Raw genomic sequence first — 14,641 nt, forward strand, 5'->3', positions numbered from 1 at the left:
TGCATTCTCTTTGTCCGACGCCGAATCCTTACAGGCGGCGTCATGAACGCTACCTTAATGCTTTGTAACCCACAGCTGTGCTTTGGTTCAATGTGTTTGATCCGACACGGTTTTCGAGCCCGGCGGCACGACATGCACGATCCTGTAATTGTGATCGCGCAGATAGCGCAAGAAGGCCGGAAGCATCGCCGCGGTCTGCGTCTTGGGATCGTGCAGCAGGATGATTCCCTTGCCGGCGGCGTTCAGGCGCCCGGTCAGAAGCTTCAGCTCCTCCTGCGGCGTCATCTTGTTCCAGTCGCTCGCCCAGAGGTCGGCGCCGAACACGGCGATGCCGCGCTTCTCCAGGTTCGCGAGCGTCTCCGGCGACATCTCGAAATAGGGGAAGCGGAAGAACGGCGTGCTCGGCGTCGTGGTCGCGCGCCCATGCAGCGCCGATTCGACGGCGGCAATGCCCTTGTCGATCTCGCCAATGGCGTCGTCCGGCTTCATGTATTTGAGGTTGTGATGCGTCCATGTGTGATGGCCGATCGTGTGGCCGAGTGCCGCGATCTGGCGGACCAGCTCCGGATGCTCGGAGGCCGGCTTTCCGATCATGAAGAAGGTCGCGCGCACGCATTCGTGAGCGAGTGCCGCGAGGATCTTACGGTCGGTTGATGGCCATGGCCCGTCGTCGAACGTCAACACCACCTCGTGATCCTGCAGGGGGAGCGTGTCCGGAAAGCTCTTGGTGCCAACGCGCGGATAGCTCGCGGGATCGACGGTCAGGACGCGCGACGTTCCGAGTGCATCCTTGCGCGGGCATTCGTCGGCGGCGTGCGCCGCGCCGCTCCACGCGAGCAGGGCAAGAATGGCTGCACCAAACGATCTCATAAGCACACCTGTTCTTCGCGGTTGGCGATATTTGGCATTGCGCGGGACGCAGCCGATTGGGTAATGCGTGCGACGATAACTCAGACGAGTTCCTACCTTCTGTCAAACGGTGAGGCGCGGCATGGCCGAGAATATCGACGCTGCCCATCCCGCCGAAGCATCCATCCTCGATCGGTTGCCAATGCGGGACGAGGAGGGGCAGCTCCGCCACGAATTCGTCGAAAATATCGCGAGCGCGATCCACACTGCCGACCGGCCGTTCCTGTGCGAGGTGGTGGCGGAACTTCATGAGGCGGATCTCGGCGATCTCATCGCCGCGCTCGCGCCGGAAGACCGCGTCAGCCTCGTCGAGATCACCGGCACCGATTTCGACTTCTCGGCACTGAACGAGGTCGACGATGCCGTGCGCGAGGAAATCCTCGAAGAGCTCGAGCCGGAGACCGTCGCGGAAGGCGTCCGCGAGCTGGAATCCGATGATGCGATCGAGCTTCTCGAAGGTCTCGACGAGGAGGACAAGGAGGAGATCCTCGACAGGCTTCCGCCGTCCGAGCGCGCTGAGCTCGAGCGCAGCCTGCTGTATCCGGACAACTCCGCCGGCCGGCGGATGCAGACCGAGTTCATCGCGGTGCCGCCCGCTTGGACGGTGGGGCAGACACTCGACCACATGCGCAACACGCCGGACCTGCCGCACCGGTTCTACGAGATTTACGTCGTCGACGGCGACGGGCACTGGCTGGGCGCGGTACCGCTCGACGTGCTGCTGCGTTCCCGCGACCCGGAGCCGCTCACCGACCTGATCGATGAAGATCGCCGCCGCGTCTCCGCCCTGGAGGACCAGGAAGAGGTCGCGCGGATGTTCGGCAAATACAATCTGGTGGCCGCGCCCGTGGTCGACACCACAAACCGGCTGGTCGGTGTCATCACCATCGACGACGTCGTCGACGTCATCGAGGAGGAGGCTGACGAAGACCTGAAGGCGCTCGGCGGCGTCACCCGCCACGAAGAGTTGTCGGACAATGTCTGGACGATCGCGCGAGGGCGATTCAACTGGCTGCTGGTCAACCTCGCGACCGCCTTTCTTGCGTCCTCTGTGCTCGGCCTGTTCGAAGGCCAGCTCGAAAAGATGGTGGCGCTTGCGGTGCTGGCGCCGATCGTCGCCAGTCAGGGCGGCAATGCGGCGACCCAGACCATGACCGTCGCGGTGCGCGCGCTGGCCACCCGCGAGCTCGGGTCCTACAACGCCGCCCGGGTGATCCTGCGCGAGATCATGGTGGGCCTCGTCAACGGTCTTGCCTTCGCCGTCATCACCGGCATCGCCGCGGTCGCCTGGTTCAAGATTCCGGGCCTTGGCGTGGTGATAGGGCTCGCCATCGTCTGCAACCTGGTTGCCGGTGCGCTCGGCGGGATTTTGATCCCGATGGTGCTTGAACGGGTGCGAGCCGATCCGGCCGTTGCGTCCGGCACCTTCGTCACCACGATCACGGACGTGGTTGGCTTCTTCTGCTTCCTCGGCATCGCCACTTTGTGGTTCGGCCTGAACTAGCGCCTCGCTTAGCGTTAATCGGGCCTTAAGTCGGTTTGCCCACAATGCGGCTTTCCGGAGCAGACCATGAAGCGCCTGCGGCTGAAAGCGGATGGACGGATCGTCGAGCTGCGAGACGGGCAGGAGTTCCCGCTCGCGCCCGAGACGCCGACCGGGTCGCTCACGGTGCGCGACCTGCGCCGCCGATCGCATCTGACCCAGCTCGAATTCGCCGCCAAACTCGGCGTGCCCGTTGAGACGATCCGCAATTGGGAGCAGGGCAAGCGAGCCCCGCGCGGACCGGCACGGGCGCTTCTGGCGGTCATCGCCCATTCGCCGGAAACGGTATTCGCTGCGCTGGCGACAGAGGCCTCTGCGGCGTGAGTTGGCAGCGGAGCTGCGGCGGCCCATAATGGGCGCATGAACATCATCGAAGCCAATGGCGCCAGGATCCCGGCGATCGGGCTCGGTACCTGGGAACTGCGTGGACGCACCTGCGCGCGGATCGTCGAGCAGGCGCTCAGGCTCGGCTATCTCCATATCGACACCGCGCAGATGTACGACAATGAGCGCGAGGTCGGCGAGGGGCTCCGCGCATCCGCCGTGAGACGCGACGACGTCTTCATCACGACCAAGGTCTGGACCACCCATTTCAGGCCCAACGACCTCGAGCGCTCGGCCAAGGAAAGCCTGGCGCGGCTGCGGCTGACCGAAGTCGATCTCTTGTTGCTGCACTGGCCGAACCCGCAGGTGCCGCTCGCGGAAACGATGGGCGCGCTGGCGCATGCCAAGCAGCTTGGGCTCGCGCGCCATATCGGGGTGTCCAACTTCACGGTCGCCTTGATCGAGGAGGCGGTGGCGGCCTGCGCGGAGCCGTTGGTGTGCGACCAGGTCGAGTATCATCCCTATCTCGATCAGGCGAAGGTGAAGGCCGCCTGCGCCGCGCACGGCATGGCGCTGGTCGCCTATAGCCCGATTGCGAAGGGCCGCATCCGGAACGAGCGCGCATTGGCGCGGATCGGCGACCGCTATCGCAAGACGGCGGCCCAGGTCTGCCTGCGCTGGCTGGTGCAGCAGAATGTTGCCGCGATCCCGCGGACATCGAAGCTCGAACGGCTGTCCGAGAACATCAACGTCTTCGATTTCGAATTGTCGGAGGACGACATGAGCCTGATCTCGGCCATGGGCGGCGCCTCCGGCCGCATCACCGATTTCGGCTTCGCGCCGAAATGGGATTGAGACACCCCTCGATTGCCCGCTATGCTGATGACGGGCAAGGGGGCTCAAACCTGATCAGTTGCGAATGAACCTGCGGGAGCTCATTCCTGTGGACGTGACGGCGTCGGCGGTTGCGCACGTGTCCGTGCTGGCCCTGGTGCTGCTCCTGTCCGAAGTCCATCCGTTTGACGTCGTGGCGGCTGACACCGTCCCGGTCGACATCGTCACGCCGCAGGACATCGAGAAGAAGGACATCGAGAAGAAGCCCGAACCGACCCCGTCGCCGTCGCCTTCTCCGTCACCATCCATCGATCTGTCTGCGCTCCAAGAGCCGCCTGTAAGCACGCCGCCTCCACCGGCGCCGCAGCCCGCAGCGCCGCAGCCGGCAGCGTCGCCGCCGCCCCACCAGAACCAGCCGGAACCGGCGGAATCAGGTTCGGTCCGGTCGCAAGCCGCGGCAACACCGGCGGCCGCCCCAGCCTACACGCCGCCGGAGCCTGATCTCTCGATCAAATACAATGTCCAACTCGGCCTGCCGCCGGCCCTTCCGCCGATGGCGGCGCCAGCCCCGGCGCCGGCCGCGCGCTACGGTGGCAAGGTCGACGATGATTTCGATGCACCGGCCGTCAGAGCCGCCGACCTCACTCCGAGCGTCGTCGCCGAGTTTCGCCGCCATCTCAAGACCTGCTCGAAGCTGCCGGCAGCGCTAAAACCTTCCGACGACGTCAAGGTCACGCTGCGCGTGTTCATGACGCCGCAGGGGACGCTCGCCGACGAGCCGTTGCTGATCGAGGCGAGCGCGTCCGAGAAGGGACCGGTGTTGATGCGTGGCGCGATGAGTGCACTGGAAGCGTGCCAGCCCTACAAGATGCTCCCAGCGGATCGCTATGGCGAGTGGAAGGTGCTCGATCTCAGCTTCACGCCGCAGGACTTCGCTTCGTAGCCGCGAAGCCAATGTCGTCGACGTCACGATGCGAGTTGGACGGCCGCGCCGCGCTGTGGCAAAGTAGCAATTCAACCGGATCCCCCGCACATGTTGAAGCTCGTCATCGGCAACAAGAACTATTCGTCATGGTCGATGCGGCCGTGGCTGGCGCTGCGCGCCAACAACATCGCGTTCGAGGAAGTCTTCATCCCGCTGTACACCGATAAGGCGGACAAGGACCGGATCCTGAGTTTCTCGCGTGCCGGCAAGGTGCCGACGCTGATCGATGGCGATGTCACGGTCTGGGATTCGCTGGCGATCATCGAGTACCTCGCCGAGAAATATCCGGAAACAAGGCTCTGGCCTGAGGATCGCGCGGCCCGCGCCCATGCGCGCTCGGTCTCCGCGGAGATGCATTCGGGCTTCATGCCGCTGCGCAATGAATGCGGCATGAACCTGCATCGCCCGATCCGGGCGATTCCGTTGTCGGACGACGCTCGCGCCAATGTCGCGAGGATTCAGGAGATCTGGGCAGACTGCCACGCGCGCTACGGCAAGCAGGGGCCGTTCCTGTTCGGGGCGTTCTCCGGCGCGGATGCGATGTTCGCTCCAGTCGTGCATCGCTTCCGCACCTATGCGATCCCGGTGAAGCCCGAGGCGCAGGCCTATGTCGATGCGATGACGTCGCTGCCGGCATTCCAGGAGTGGACGCGCGACGGGCTTGCCGAAACGCTCGTGATCGAGCGGTTCGAGACCGTCTAACCCGGCCGACCCAGTTCGCAGTCATGCCTCGTACTTTCCGGCGGCCGCCTACCATGCGAGCCCGGATGGCGGGCTGCCCTTAGGTGGCTGGATCGCAGGAATCCGCACTTTCGCCCATTCTCGTCGTGGAACGCGGCCGACTCGCTCGCGGGCCTTCTATCCTGCTGAAAAATATACGAATTTCGTACGTTTGCTCGCCCCCGATCCTGCTGGATTTCGGGGCCCTTGCTGTGCTAACTTGACGCGGGGTTCTCAATGTTGGCCGCCGCTGTGGGACCTAAGGCAGCGCGCCGACGATCCAAGAAAATGGAGAGGGCGTTGAAGCACAAGTACGGCGTTGGAGAGACTGTCTATTTCACTGCGAGCAACGTGTCTCGTCCGGCCGCTACCGGGACCTATCAGGTGGTCCGGCTGCTGCCGACCGACGGTGACGATTGCCAATACCGCATCAAAAGCTCGACCGAAGCTTTCGAACGGGTCGCCAAGGAAAGCCAGCTCGCCCTATCCTGAAGAGAGCTGTGCGCAAGCACCCGGTAGGCGCGGTTCCCTGATGGGTCGCCGTCAAAAGGCCCCGTTCGCAGAACGACTCTGCCGAAGGCCGAATGCCCGAAAGGAGGCGTTCGCCTTTGGCGAATGTGTTTTATGCTGCGTTGAGGGACATCGCGCATGAGCTGGGTTTCTTCGCTGGATCATATCTGGCGCTCCGCGACTTTTCCGATGTGGCTGACGCTGGCCGCCGCAGGATTTTTTGGGGTGATCCTGTTGATCACGCTGTTGCGCGCGGAGAAATCCGTGGCCAACGGCGCGTTGACGGTCATCACCTTGCTTGCGATCGCGGTCGCTGCTGCCTCGACCATTCGTGGCTTCGATTCCGGTAATCGGCTTGCTTCCGCTGATGCGCGATCGGCGCAGCCGGTCGTCGCGGCGCCAGCCGCGCTCGCCTGCATCGATGACCTCGCGGGCGATGCCGTGCTGAACGCCTGCGAAAAGGTGTTATTCGGTTCCGCCGACTCTGCGGCTGCCGCGGTCGCCTATGCGGCTTCCCAGATCTCCCGCCTAACGTCATTGGGGGATATCGCGACCGCCGAGCGCAACACATCGCCCGAACTGCAGGCGCTGCGTCGCGCGGTCGAGCGGGACCGCTACGGGCTCATGGCCTATGTGCTCACTGTGCGCGACCATTGCACGCCGGCCTCATGCGCGGCGTTCGGTTCGCTCGGGACCACCCAGCAGATCGTGTCCAATATGGACGAGCACCTCTATGAGAACTTGATCACCCGTTACGCGCCGTCGTGGAACGCGCCCGCGCCTGCCATTGCAGCGGCGGCCGGAGCAGGGGTGCTCGGAACACTGCCGCCGTCGGTCCCCACCGGCAAACCTACCAACGCCGAATTTCCGTCCGCCGCGAATACCCCTCCGATCAGCATCATGACGCCTGAGCCCGCACCGAAGCCGTCGGCGGCTGCGGCGGCCGCCACGACCGCAGCTCCGCCTGCGTCGCGTCCCGCGCCAGCGGCTTCGCCCGCGCCGCCGGCCGCTGCCAAGAAACAGGCGGTGGCCAAACGTCCGTCGGCACCCGCGCCGGTCCCGATCACGCCGCCACCACCGGCGTCCACAGCCGCTCCCGCAACTTCGGACGAGTGATCTTTTCAAAACCGGAGCCGGCGGCTAAAGCGAAACGATCATGCCGCTTCATCTCATCAAGCTCGCCGTCGGTTGCGACTCGGTCAGGGAACTCAAGACCTGGGTCGCCGAGCGGATGGCGATCGCGAAGAAGAATGCCTTGCCCCAGCGTCACATCCATATCACGCGGATGACGCCGAAACGGGAGGAGGAAATCCTTGCCGGCGGCTCGCTCTATTGGGTGATCCGCGGCGAGATCGCCGCGCGCGAGAAGATCATCGCGATCGAGCCGTTCCGCGACAAGGACGGCATCGGCCGCTGCCGCATCGTGATGCAGCCCAAGGTGATCGCGGTATCGCCGCGCCCGATGCGCCCCTTCCAGGGCTGGCGCTATCTCACCGCCGATGCCGCGCCGCCCGACCTGACCAAATCGGCCGCTTCCGGCGTCGCGGCGATGCCCGAGCCGATGCGGCGCGAGCTGCGCGATCTCGGATTGCTCTAGATTCTTGTTTTGACGCGTTTTCTTCACGCGAACCGGTGTCCACTTCGCTCGAAAACGCTCTAAGGTGCGGCCGCCCTAAACCGCGATATTGTCGATCAGTCTCGTGGTGCCGAGCCTGGCGGCCACCAGCATCCGCAGCGGGCCGTCCTTGATCGAGGCGATCGGCGCCAGCGTCTCGGCGTGGCGCACTTCCAGATAGTCGAGCTTGAAGCCGGCCTTCTCGATCAGCTTGGCGCCTCCGGCGACAGCCGGCTTGATCGCTTCACCGGCGCGGATCCGGCGGGCGGTTTCCTTCATGACGCGATAGAGCTCCGGCGCCACGCGCCGTTCTTCGGGCGAGAGGTAGACGTTGCGGGATGACATTGCGAGCCCGTCGCGTTCGCGCACAGTTTTCGAGCCGATCACCTTGACGCCGAGGTCGAGGTCGCGCGCCATCTGGGTCACGACCCGCAACTGCTGAAAGTCCTTCTCGCCGAAGATCGCAAAATCCGGCCGGCACTGCGTGAACAGTTTGCCGACGACCGTTGCGACCCCGCCGAAGAAATGCGGGCGGAAGCGGTCTTCGAGGCCGACGGTGGCGGGCCCCTCCGGCGCGATCCGCGTGGCAAAGCCATCCGGGTACATCGTCTTGACGTCGGGATGCCAGATCAGGTCGACCTTCTCGGCGGCGAGCTTTGCGACGTCGTCCTTCCATGTACGCGGATAGGAGCCGAAATCCTCTGATGGCGCGAACTGGGTCGGATTGACGAAGATCGAGACGATGACGCGCTGGGCGCGTCGCTTGGCAAGGCGTACCAGCGACACATGCCCGTCATGGAGAGCTCCCATGGTTGGGACCAGTGCTGTCATGGCCTTTCTTCCGCGCAAAGCCTCGACGGAGCGGCGCAAGGCAGGGACGGTGCGGACGACCACGGGACTTCGCGACATCTGGATTCAATCTCTTGGGCTGGTTCGGGAAGGTCTGGTCGGGCGAGACGGGCTTGGACTCGCTCGATGAGGCGGGCACGCGACCATACCAAGGGGAAGGCGTCGACGCCAAGGCGGCAGGCGGGCGCACCTGACCCGCTTGGCGACCTCAAGCGATTGCGGGCTGACATCTCCCGCGATGGATTCATGATTAAGGAAGACAGTCGGCTGCTCCTTGAGCGCATGGCGCATTTCACTTGACCGTCGAAGCGCCCGATTTGAAGATATCGAGGGGATCAGGTTCATGTTGGTACAGGCTAGTCAGGGGCAATCCGGCTCCGCCCATGTGGTGGTGCTTGGCAACGAGAAGGGCGGTTCGGGCAAATCCACCACCGCCCTGCACATCGCCGTCGCCCTGATGAAGGCCGGCCAGCGGGTCGCCACCATCGATCTCGATTGCCGCCAGCAGAGCTTTACCCGCTACATTAATAACCGGCGGGCCTGGGCACGGCGCACCAATCTTGGCCTCGAAATCCCCGTGCATCATTGCATCAAATACGGCGAGACGATGCAGATCGCGGAGAACGAGAACGCCGAGTTCCAGCAGTTCATGGCGGCGATCAGCACGGTCGAGCGCAATTTCGATTTCATCGTCATCGATACGCCGGGCACGGACAGCTACCTGATGCGGCTCGCCCATTCGATGGCCGACACGCTGGTCACGCCGATCAATGACAGCTTCCTTGACTTCGACGTGCTGGGCACCATCGATCCCGTCACCTATTCGGTGACCGGCGAAAGCCATTACGCCGAGATGGTGCGCGACGTCAGGCGCAAGCGGCGCCAGGTGGACGGCACCACCACCGACTGGATCGTGGTCCGCAACCGCCTCTCGATGCTTGGGTCGCGCAACAAGCAGCTCGTCGCAAGCGGCCTGAAACAGTTGTCGCTGCGGCTCGGTTTCCGCTCGATCGACGGCTTTGCCGAGCGCGTCGTCTACCGCGAATTCTTCCCGCGCGGCCTGACCGCGCTCGACGATATCGACGAGCAGACGCTCGGCACCCGGCCCAGTATGGGCCACGTCACGGCGCGCGAGGAGGTGACTGGCCTCCTGCGCCAATTGAAGCTGCCGCTCGACGAGCGCGGCCGCCGCCGCGCGGCCAACCGGGCCGAATGGTTCAGCCAGGTCGACAAACCGCTCGAGCTCCACGACATCATCGCGACTTGAGAGGGCGGCTCACGCCGGCTGCAGGATCGTCATCTTGAAGGGGCCGCCATTGGCGGCCGCGTGCGCCACCGCCTCGTTGACGTGATCAAGGTCGAAGGTGGTAACCTCAAACAGGTCGAGCGGCAGCAGGCCTGCCCGGATCATGCCAACGAGACCGAGCGTTGCTTCCGGCGGATACATCCACACGCCGTGGATGGTGATGCATTCGCGCATGATCCAGGGGTAGGGCAATTCGAGGCCTGGGCCACCCAGCATCCCGACGCCGCCCATAAGCGCCACGCGCCCGTAGGGGCGCACCGTCATGATGGCCGCGCGCACCGTGGTTGCACTGACCGAGGGCGGCATCAGGTCGATCACGCAATCGATCGGGCCGTCAGCCGCCTCGCGCATCCGCCGGCGATCGTCCTCCTCATTGCCGGAAAGCCGGACCGGGCGCACCCTGTGGCCGAAGCGACGCCCCAGGTCGGCGAGCACCCTTTCATTGCGCCCCGGTGCCACCACGCATCTCGCGCCGATGGCGAGCGCGACCGCGACGGCGGCGCTGCCGAAATTGCCGGTGGCGCCGCTGACCAGCACCGTCTCCCCCGCCTGAAGTCTTGCCGCCAGGAAGCCGCCATACGGCACAAGGCATGTGCCGAGCGCGCACCAGGCTGGCGCGTGGACCGCATCGATCGTGCCGATGCGCTTGACGTTCTCGGTTGGGACCAGCGTCTGCTCCGCGAACGAACCGTGGCGGAAGTGCCGCTGCAGCCGCAACCCGCCTTCGCCGCGCGCGCTCCAGCCTTGCAGGGTAATGTCGGGCGAGATGGCGTCGTCGCGGGAGCGGAAGGTCGGGTCGCAATAGACCCAGTCGCCCACGGCGAGGTGCGTGGCGTCGGGCCCCACCGCGCGAACCCTTCCGATCGCGCCGGGTCCCGGCACGGCCGGCAACTCCAAGAGATAGTTTCGTTCGCCGCTGAAGACTTCGTTGGCATAGGACAGTACGCGCGTCGCCACGACATCGACCACGACTTCACCGGTGCCGATCACCGGGTCGGTAACGGTTTCGATCGCGAGTGGCGATCCAAATGATCTCAAAACAGCAGCTTTCATGGCTCTTACCCCACTTGAGACTGCATCATCGAAGCGCCTGTCCTGGGCAACAAGACCTGGTATTATCCTGGGATCAAGAGTCCCTCCTTTCGTCGCAGGAAGAGTCCCATGGCAGATGCCCGGCAAAGCGAACTCGGCGATTTCCTGCGCTCGCGGCGGGAGAAGCTGACACCAAAAACTGCCGGCATTCCGATCGGACGACGCCGTCGGACGCCCGGCTTGCGCCGCGAGGAGGTGGCCGAACTCGCCGGCATCGGCGTCGATTGGTACACGCGGCTCGAACAGGGGCGCAGCGTCAGCCCTTCGCTGACGACGATCGACGCCTTGGCGCGAGCGCTGCGGTTGACCAAGGCCGAGCACGCGCATCTGCGGGCGCTGATCCGCGACGCCGATCGGCGGCCGTTCATCCCGGAGGTGGTGCCACCGGCGATCCGGCGCACGATGGAGAGCTTGAACCAGCCGGCCTATATCACCGGGCGGCGCTGGGACATCCTGGCCTGGAACGATGCCGCAGAACAAACCTTCGGCTTCAGCCGACTTCCGCCAGCCGACCGCAACGTGCTCATCTGCATGCTGACCAATGAGGCGACGCGGCGTCTGTTCGGTCCATCATGGGCCGATCAAGCCCGCCGGATGGTGGCCCAGTTTCGCGCAAGTCACGATCTCTGGGCGGGCGATCCTGCCTTTCGCGACCTGCTCGCTCGGCTGCAGCACGGCTGCCAGGAATTCGCCCAATGGTGGGGGGCGCACGATATCAAAAGCAGCGTGTCCGGCCGCAAAGTGCTCAGCCATCCCAAGAGGGGCCGCCTGGCCTACGAATATGCGAGCTTTCAGGCCAATGACGACCCGGCGCTGAAACTTACCATCTACAGGGCTGCCTGAACCCGTGTGACTACGGGGGAGGGTCCAAAGCTGGGAACAAACTTCAAAGTGGGCCGTTTTATTACAAATGTATTGAGCGCCTAGACCCGAATTTCGCAGGCGCCATCATAAGGTTAGGAGGAAAGCCAAATCCCACAGCTCCTTGTGCGCATGCACAAGGATTAGGTGCATCGCACAACGATCAGGCGGTCAACACACAACATTTGGACTTCCCGTCACGTCGCTGTGACATATATCATCCACACGGACCGTCAGAGTCCGGACAAATGGGATATAGCGCCAGAGGCGGGCGCGCCGAGGACGAATATGAAACGTGGAATTACCGTTCTGCTTTCACTTACCGTGCTTGTTACTGGCGCGTATTTCACCGCCAGCAAGTGGGCTATCCGTCACGAGACACTCAAATTCTATGATCCGGCGCGGGACAATCGCCTCGTTCCCGTCGACGTGGCCGTGCGCTGGGACAAGGAGATGCAGGCCAACGCCGGCATGATCACTTTGCCGGTGGCGATCCTCAACCACGGCAACACCGTCAAGAACACCGAGTATTCGTTCCTGACCAACATCTTTGCCGCGCGCGGCTATCTGGTGATCAGCCCGCAGCACGACCTGCCGACAGACCCGCCGATGGTGACCAAGGCCGGCGAGATCTATGTCGGCCGCTTGCCGCAAATCCAGCGCGGCGTGGCCAATATCCACTTCGCTATCGACGAGATGAAGAAGCTCCAGCCTAACGCCGACTATGCCAAGGTCACCATGGTCGGACACTCGATGGGCGGCGACATCTCGATGTACTTCGCCAAGCAGTATCCCGACGAGATCAAGAAGGTCGTGACGCTGGACAATCTGCGCGTGCCGTTCCTGACCGACGGCAAGTTCAAGATCCTGTCCTTCCGCTCGAAGGATACCCATTTCAAGCCTGATCCGGGCGTCGTGCCCGATGATGAGGAGTGCGAGAAGTCCGGTATCACCGTGGTGAACACCAACTTCCAGCACAACGATATGCGCGACACCGGCCCGGACGTGGCGAAGAACTCGATCCAGGCGATGCTCGACAAGTTTCTGGTCGATAGCGACAGTGAGGTGGCGCCGGTCGACACCAGGAGTGCGCCGCCGAAGATCCTCGAACCGGGACCGGTCTCGCTCTACGTACCGGATCCCTCGACCAAGAAGGTCCAGAAGACCGAGACCGAGAAAGATCGCTCGGCCGTACCAAACTGACCTCTGGCCCCAATGCTCGGCGCATCCCGTGCGCGCATTGACGCTTTCATGGTCTCGGCCCACATAATCCTCGCAGCAACGGCGAGGATTCATGGCTGGCGAACCGACCAAACCGAAATCCGGTAACGACATCGCTGCGCAGGCGGCCGAGGCCCGCAAGTTCGGTCGCCTGCCGGAAGCATCTCCGTCCAGCTCCGACGATATCGCCGCCTTCGTCGCCAAGGCGCGCGCGATGTCGCCGCATCAGGCCAGCGCGCGCGGAAGGCTGATTTTTGCACTCGACGCCACCATGAGCCGGCAGCCGACCTGGGACATGGCCTGCGCGCTGCAGGCGGACATGTTTCGCGAAGCCGCTTCCCTGGGCAGCCTCGATATCCGCCTGGTCTACTACCGCGGTTTCAACGAATGCCGGGCGACTGGCTGGATTTCCGACAGCGCTCACCTTGCCAGATTGATGGGCAAGATCGATTGCCAGGGCGGCAATACTCAGATCGGCAAAGTGTTGTCCGAGACGCGCCGCGAGGCGGTCGCCTCCGGGGTGCGGGCCGTGGTGTTCGTCGGCGATGCCATGGAGGAGTCCGTCGATGATCTCTGCACCAAGGCCGGCGAACTCGGGCTGCTCAAGGTACCCGTCTTCATGTTCCAGGAAGGCGGCGACGCCACCGCCGAGCAGGCGTTCCGTGAGATTGCGCGGCTGACCGGCGGCGCCTATTGCCGCTTCGATCCGGGTGCAGCGGCGCAATTGCGCGAACTGCTGCGGGCGGCTGCGGCCTACGCCGCCGGCGGCCGCGAGGCGCTGCTGCAGTTGTCGAAAACCGCAAGCGGTGCGGCCAAGTTGATCGGCCAGATGAAGTGACGGTGGTCGCCACGTCGCCTGACAGCGCACGGCGGCGCACCAGCCAGGCTGGGTCGTTGTGGGCTCGGTTCGCGATGCTTTTCCTCGCCGCCGCGATTATATTGCGCCCATGCCAACCCTGATTGCCGGCGTCGTCGCCGTTGTCACGCTTTATCTCCTGCTGCAGATGTTTCGGGCCGCCAACCCGGCGATGATGGCGCGCGCGATCAAGATCGTCGGCGGCGTGTTGTCGCTCGCGGTCGCCGCCTATACCGGAATCAGGGGCGAACTTGCTGTCGCGATCCCGCTCGGGATCTTTGGCGCCGGCCTGCTCGGCTGGTCCCCGAACGTGCTGGGCAATTTCGGCAGCATCTTCGGCGGCACGCAGCGCTCCGCCGGACAGAGCTCGCGCGTGCGCTCGAAATATCTCGACATGAGCCTCGACCACGACACCGGCGCGCTGTCGGGTCAGATCGTGGAAGGGCCGAATGCCGGCCGCTCGCTCGACGAGTTCGACCTTCAGGGATTGCTGGCGATGGCCGCCGGCTTCGACGCCGAGAGCGTCACGTTACTTGAAAGCTATCTGGACCGCCGGTTTCCCGCTTGGCGTCAGGACGCGCAGCGCAACGGGGCAGGGGGGCAACGCCGCGCGGCGCCGGGCGGCAAAATGACGGAAGAGGAGGCCTACCAGATCCTTGGCCTGCAGCCGGGAGCCTCGCGTGACGAGATCAGCCGGGCGCACCGCACTCTCATGAAGAAACTGCATCCCGACCAAGGGGGGTCGACGTACCTCGCTGCCCGTGTAAACGAGGCCAAGGATACCTTGCTTCGCACGCATTCTAGCTAACTCCGGCACGCTACCAACGCTACAAACCGAGAGTTGCCGCTGCTTCTCTGTGCTGACGCGCCCTGTCTCGCCCGCCGTTGTCCAGCGTGGTCGATCCCCTGTTCTCGAAAGCTTAACCGTAAATCCTTGCCGAGAAGTTTTCGCGAGGGAACAAGTGGCCGCGGCTGCGACAGGCCGACGCAAAAAAGCCGGCGCTGGTGGGCGCCGG

Annotated in this window: 16 protein-coding genes; 13 read left to right on the forward strand and 3 right to left on the reverse strand. The window is 64.2% G+C overall.

What is annotated here, in order from left to right:
* Positions 1-87 precede the first annotated feature (87 nt).
* A complete protein-coding gene (locus AC5ZG5_RS12520) occupies positions 88-870 on the reverse strand; it encodes a polysaccharide deacetylase family protein (protein ID WP_456644198.1) in 783 nt (260 codons plus the stop codon).
* Between the two features lie 121 nt (positions 871-991).
* Between AC5ZG5_RS12520 and mgtE the strand changes: the two genes are divergently transcribed.
* The 8 genes from mgtE to AC5ZG5_RS12560 all read left to right on the forward strand — a co-directional run bounded on the left by mgtE (position 992) and on the right by AC5ZG5_RS12560 (position 7,422).
* Positions 992-2,413 (forward strand): magnesium transporter, encoded by a 1,422-nt coding sequence (mgtE, locus tag AC5ZG5_RS12525; RefSeq protein WP_028163987.1) that lies wholly within the window; start codon positions 992-994, stop codon positions 2,411-2,413.
* A gap of 66 nt (positions 2,414-2,479) precedes the next feature.
* A complete protein-coding gene (locus tag AC5ZG5_RS12530; protein ID WP_028163986.1) occupies positions 2,480-2,776 on the forward strand; it encodes a helix-turn-helix domain-containing protein in 297 nt (98 codons plus the stop codon).
* A 36-nt stretch (positions 2,777-2,812) separates the two neighbouring features.
* Entirely contained in the window at positions 2,813-3,631 is an 819-nt protein-coding gene (locus AC5ZG5_RS12535; protein ID WP_456644197.1) for an aldo/keto reductase, read from the forward strand.
* Positions 3,632-3,695: 64 nt separating this feature from the next.
* Positions 3,696-4,553 (forward strand): cell envelope integrity protein TolA, encoded by an 858-nt coding sequence (tolA, locus tag AC5ZG5_RS12540; protein ID WP_456644196.1) that lies wholly within the window; start codon positions 3,696-3,698, stop codon positions 4,551-4,553.
* Positions 4,554-4,643: 90 nt separating this feature from the next.
* Positions 4,644-5,297 carry a glutathione S-transferase family protein gene (locus AC5ZG5_RS12545; protein ID WP_130231766.1) on the forward strand — a complete coding sequence of 218 codons (654 nt, stop codon included), beginning with the start codon at positions 4,644-4,646 and terminating at the stop codon, positions 5,295-5,297.
* Between the two features lie 306 nt (positions 5,298-5,603).
* Complete coding sequence (locus AC5ZG5_RS12550; RefSeq protein WP_130231764.1) at positions 5,604-5,807, forward strand: hypothetical protein; 204 nt, start codon at positions 5,604-5,606, stop codon at positions 5,805-5,807.
* Between the two features lie 156 nt (positions 5,808-5,963).
* Positions 5,964-6,941, forward strand: coding sequence for a hypothetical protein (locus tag AC5ZG5_RS12555; protein ID WP_456644195.1), 978 nt, complete (start codon positions 5,964-5,966; stop codon positions 6,939-6,941).
* A gap of 40 nt (positions 6,942-6,981) precedes the next feature.
* Complete coding sequence (locus tag AC5ZG5_RS12560; RefSeq protein ID WP_456644194.1) at positions 6,982-7,422, forward strand: DUF1489 family protein; 441 nt, start codon at positions 6,982-6,984, stop codon at positions 7,420-7,422.
* A 75-nt stretch (positions 7,423-7,497) separates the two neighbouring features.
* Here the strand turns inward: AC5ZG5_RS12560 and panC are convergent, their stop codons facing one another.
* On the reverse strand, positions 7,498-8,349 hold the full coding sequence (panC, locus tag AC5ZG5_RS12565) for a pantoate--beta-alanine ligase (protein ID WP_130230822.1): 852 nt from the start codon (positions 8,347-8,349) through the stop codon (positions 7,498-7,500).
* Positions 8,350-8,632: 283 nt separating this feature from the next.
* On the opposite strand from panC, the gene AC5ZG5_RS12570 reads away from it, so the two are divergent.
* A complete protein-coding gene (locus AC5ZG5_RS12570) occupies positions 8,633-9,556 on the forward strand; it encodes a division plane positioning ATPase MipZ (protein WP_456644193.1) in 924 nt (307 codons plus the stop codon).
* A gap of 9 nt (positions 9,557-9,565) precedes the next feature.
* Here the strand turns inward: AC5ZG5_RS12570 and AC5ZG5_RS12575 are convergent, their stop codons facing one another.
* On the reverse strand, positions 9,566-10,648 hold the full coding sequence (locus AC5ZG5_RS12575; RefSeq protein WP_456671235.1) for an alcohol dehydrogenase catalytic domain-containing protein: 1,083 nt from the start codon (positions 10,646-10,648) through the stop codon (positions 9,566-9,568).
* 108 nt (positions 10,649-10,756) lie between these two features.
* On the opposite strand from AC5ZG5_RS12575, the gene AC5ZG5_RS12580 reads away from it, so the two are divergent.
* The 4 genes from AC5ZG5_RS12580 (at position 10,757) to AC5ZG5_RS12595 (ending at position 14,433) form a co-directional block, all read left to right on the forward strand.
* A complete protein-coding gene (locus tag AC5ZG5_RS12580) occupies positions 10,757-11,530 on the forward strand; it encodes a helix-turn-helix transcriptional regulator (protein WP_456644192.1) in 774 nt (257 codons plus the stop codon).
* Between the two features lie 306 nt (positions 11,531-11,836).
* Positions 11,837-12,751, forward strand: a complete 915-nt coding sequence (locus AC5ZG5_RS12585; protein WP_456644191.1) for an alpha/beta fold hydrolase — start codon at positions 11,837-11,839, stop codon at positions 12,749-12,751.
* A 91-nt stretch (positions 12,752-12,842) separates the two neighbouring features.
* Positions 12,843-13,607, forward strand: a complete 765-nt coding sequence (locus tag AC5ZG5_RS12590; RefSeq protein ID WP_130230832.1) for a vWA domain-containing protein — start codon at positions 12,843-12,845, stop codon at positions 13,605-13,607.
* Positions 13,608-13,716: 109 nt separating this feature from the next.
* Positions 13,717-14,433: a DnaJ domain-containing protein gene (locus AC5ZG5_RS12595; RefSeq protein ID WP_130230834.1), complete on the forward strand. Its 717-nt coding sequence runs from the start codon at positions 13,717-13,719 to the stop codon at positions 14,431-14,433.
* The last annotated feature ends 208 nt before the right edge of the window (positions 14,434-14,641 follow it).

The sequence above is a fragment of the Bradyrhizobium sp. Ses1 genome, assembly GCF_059512365.1.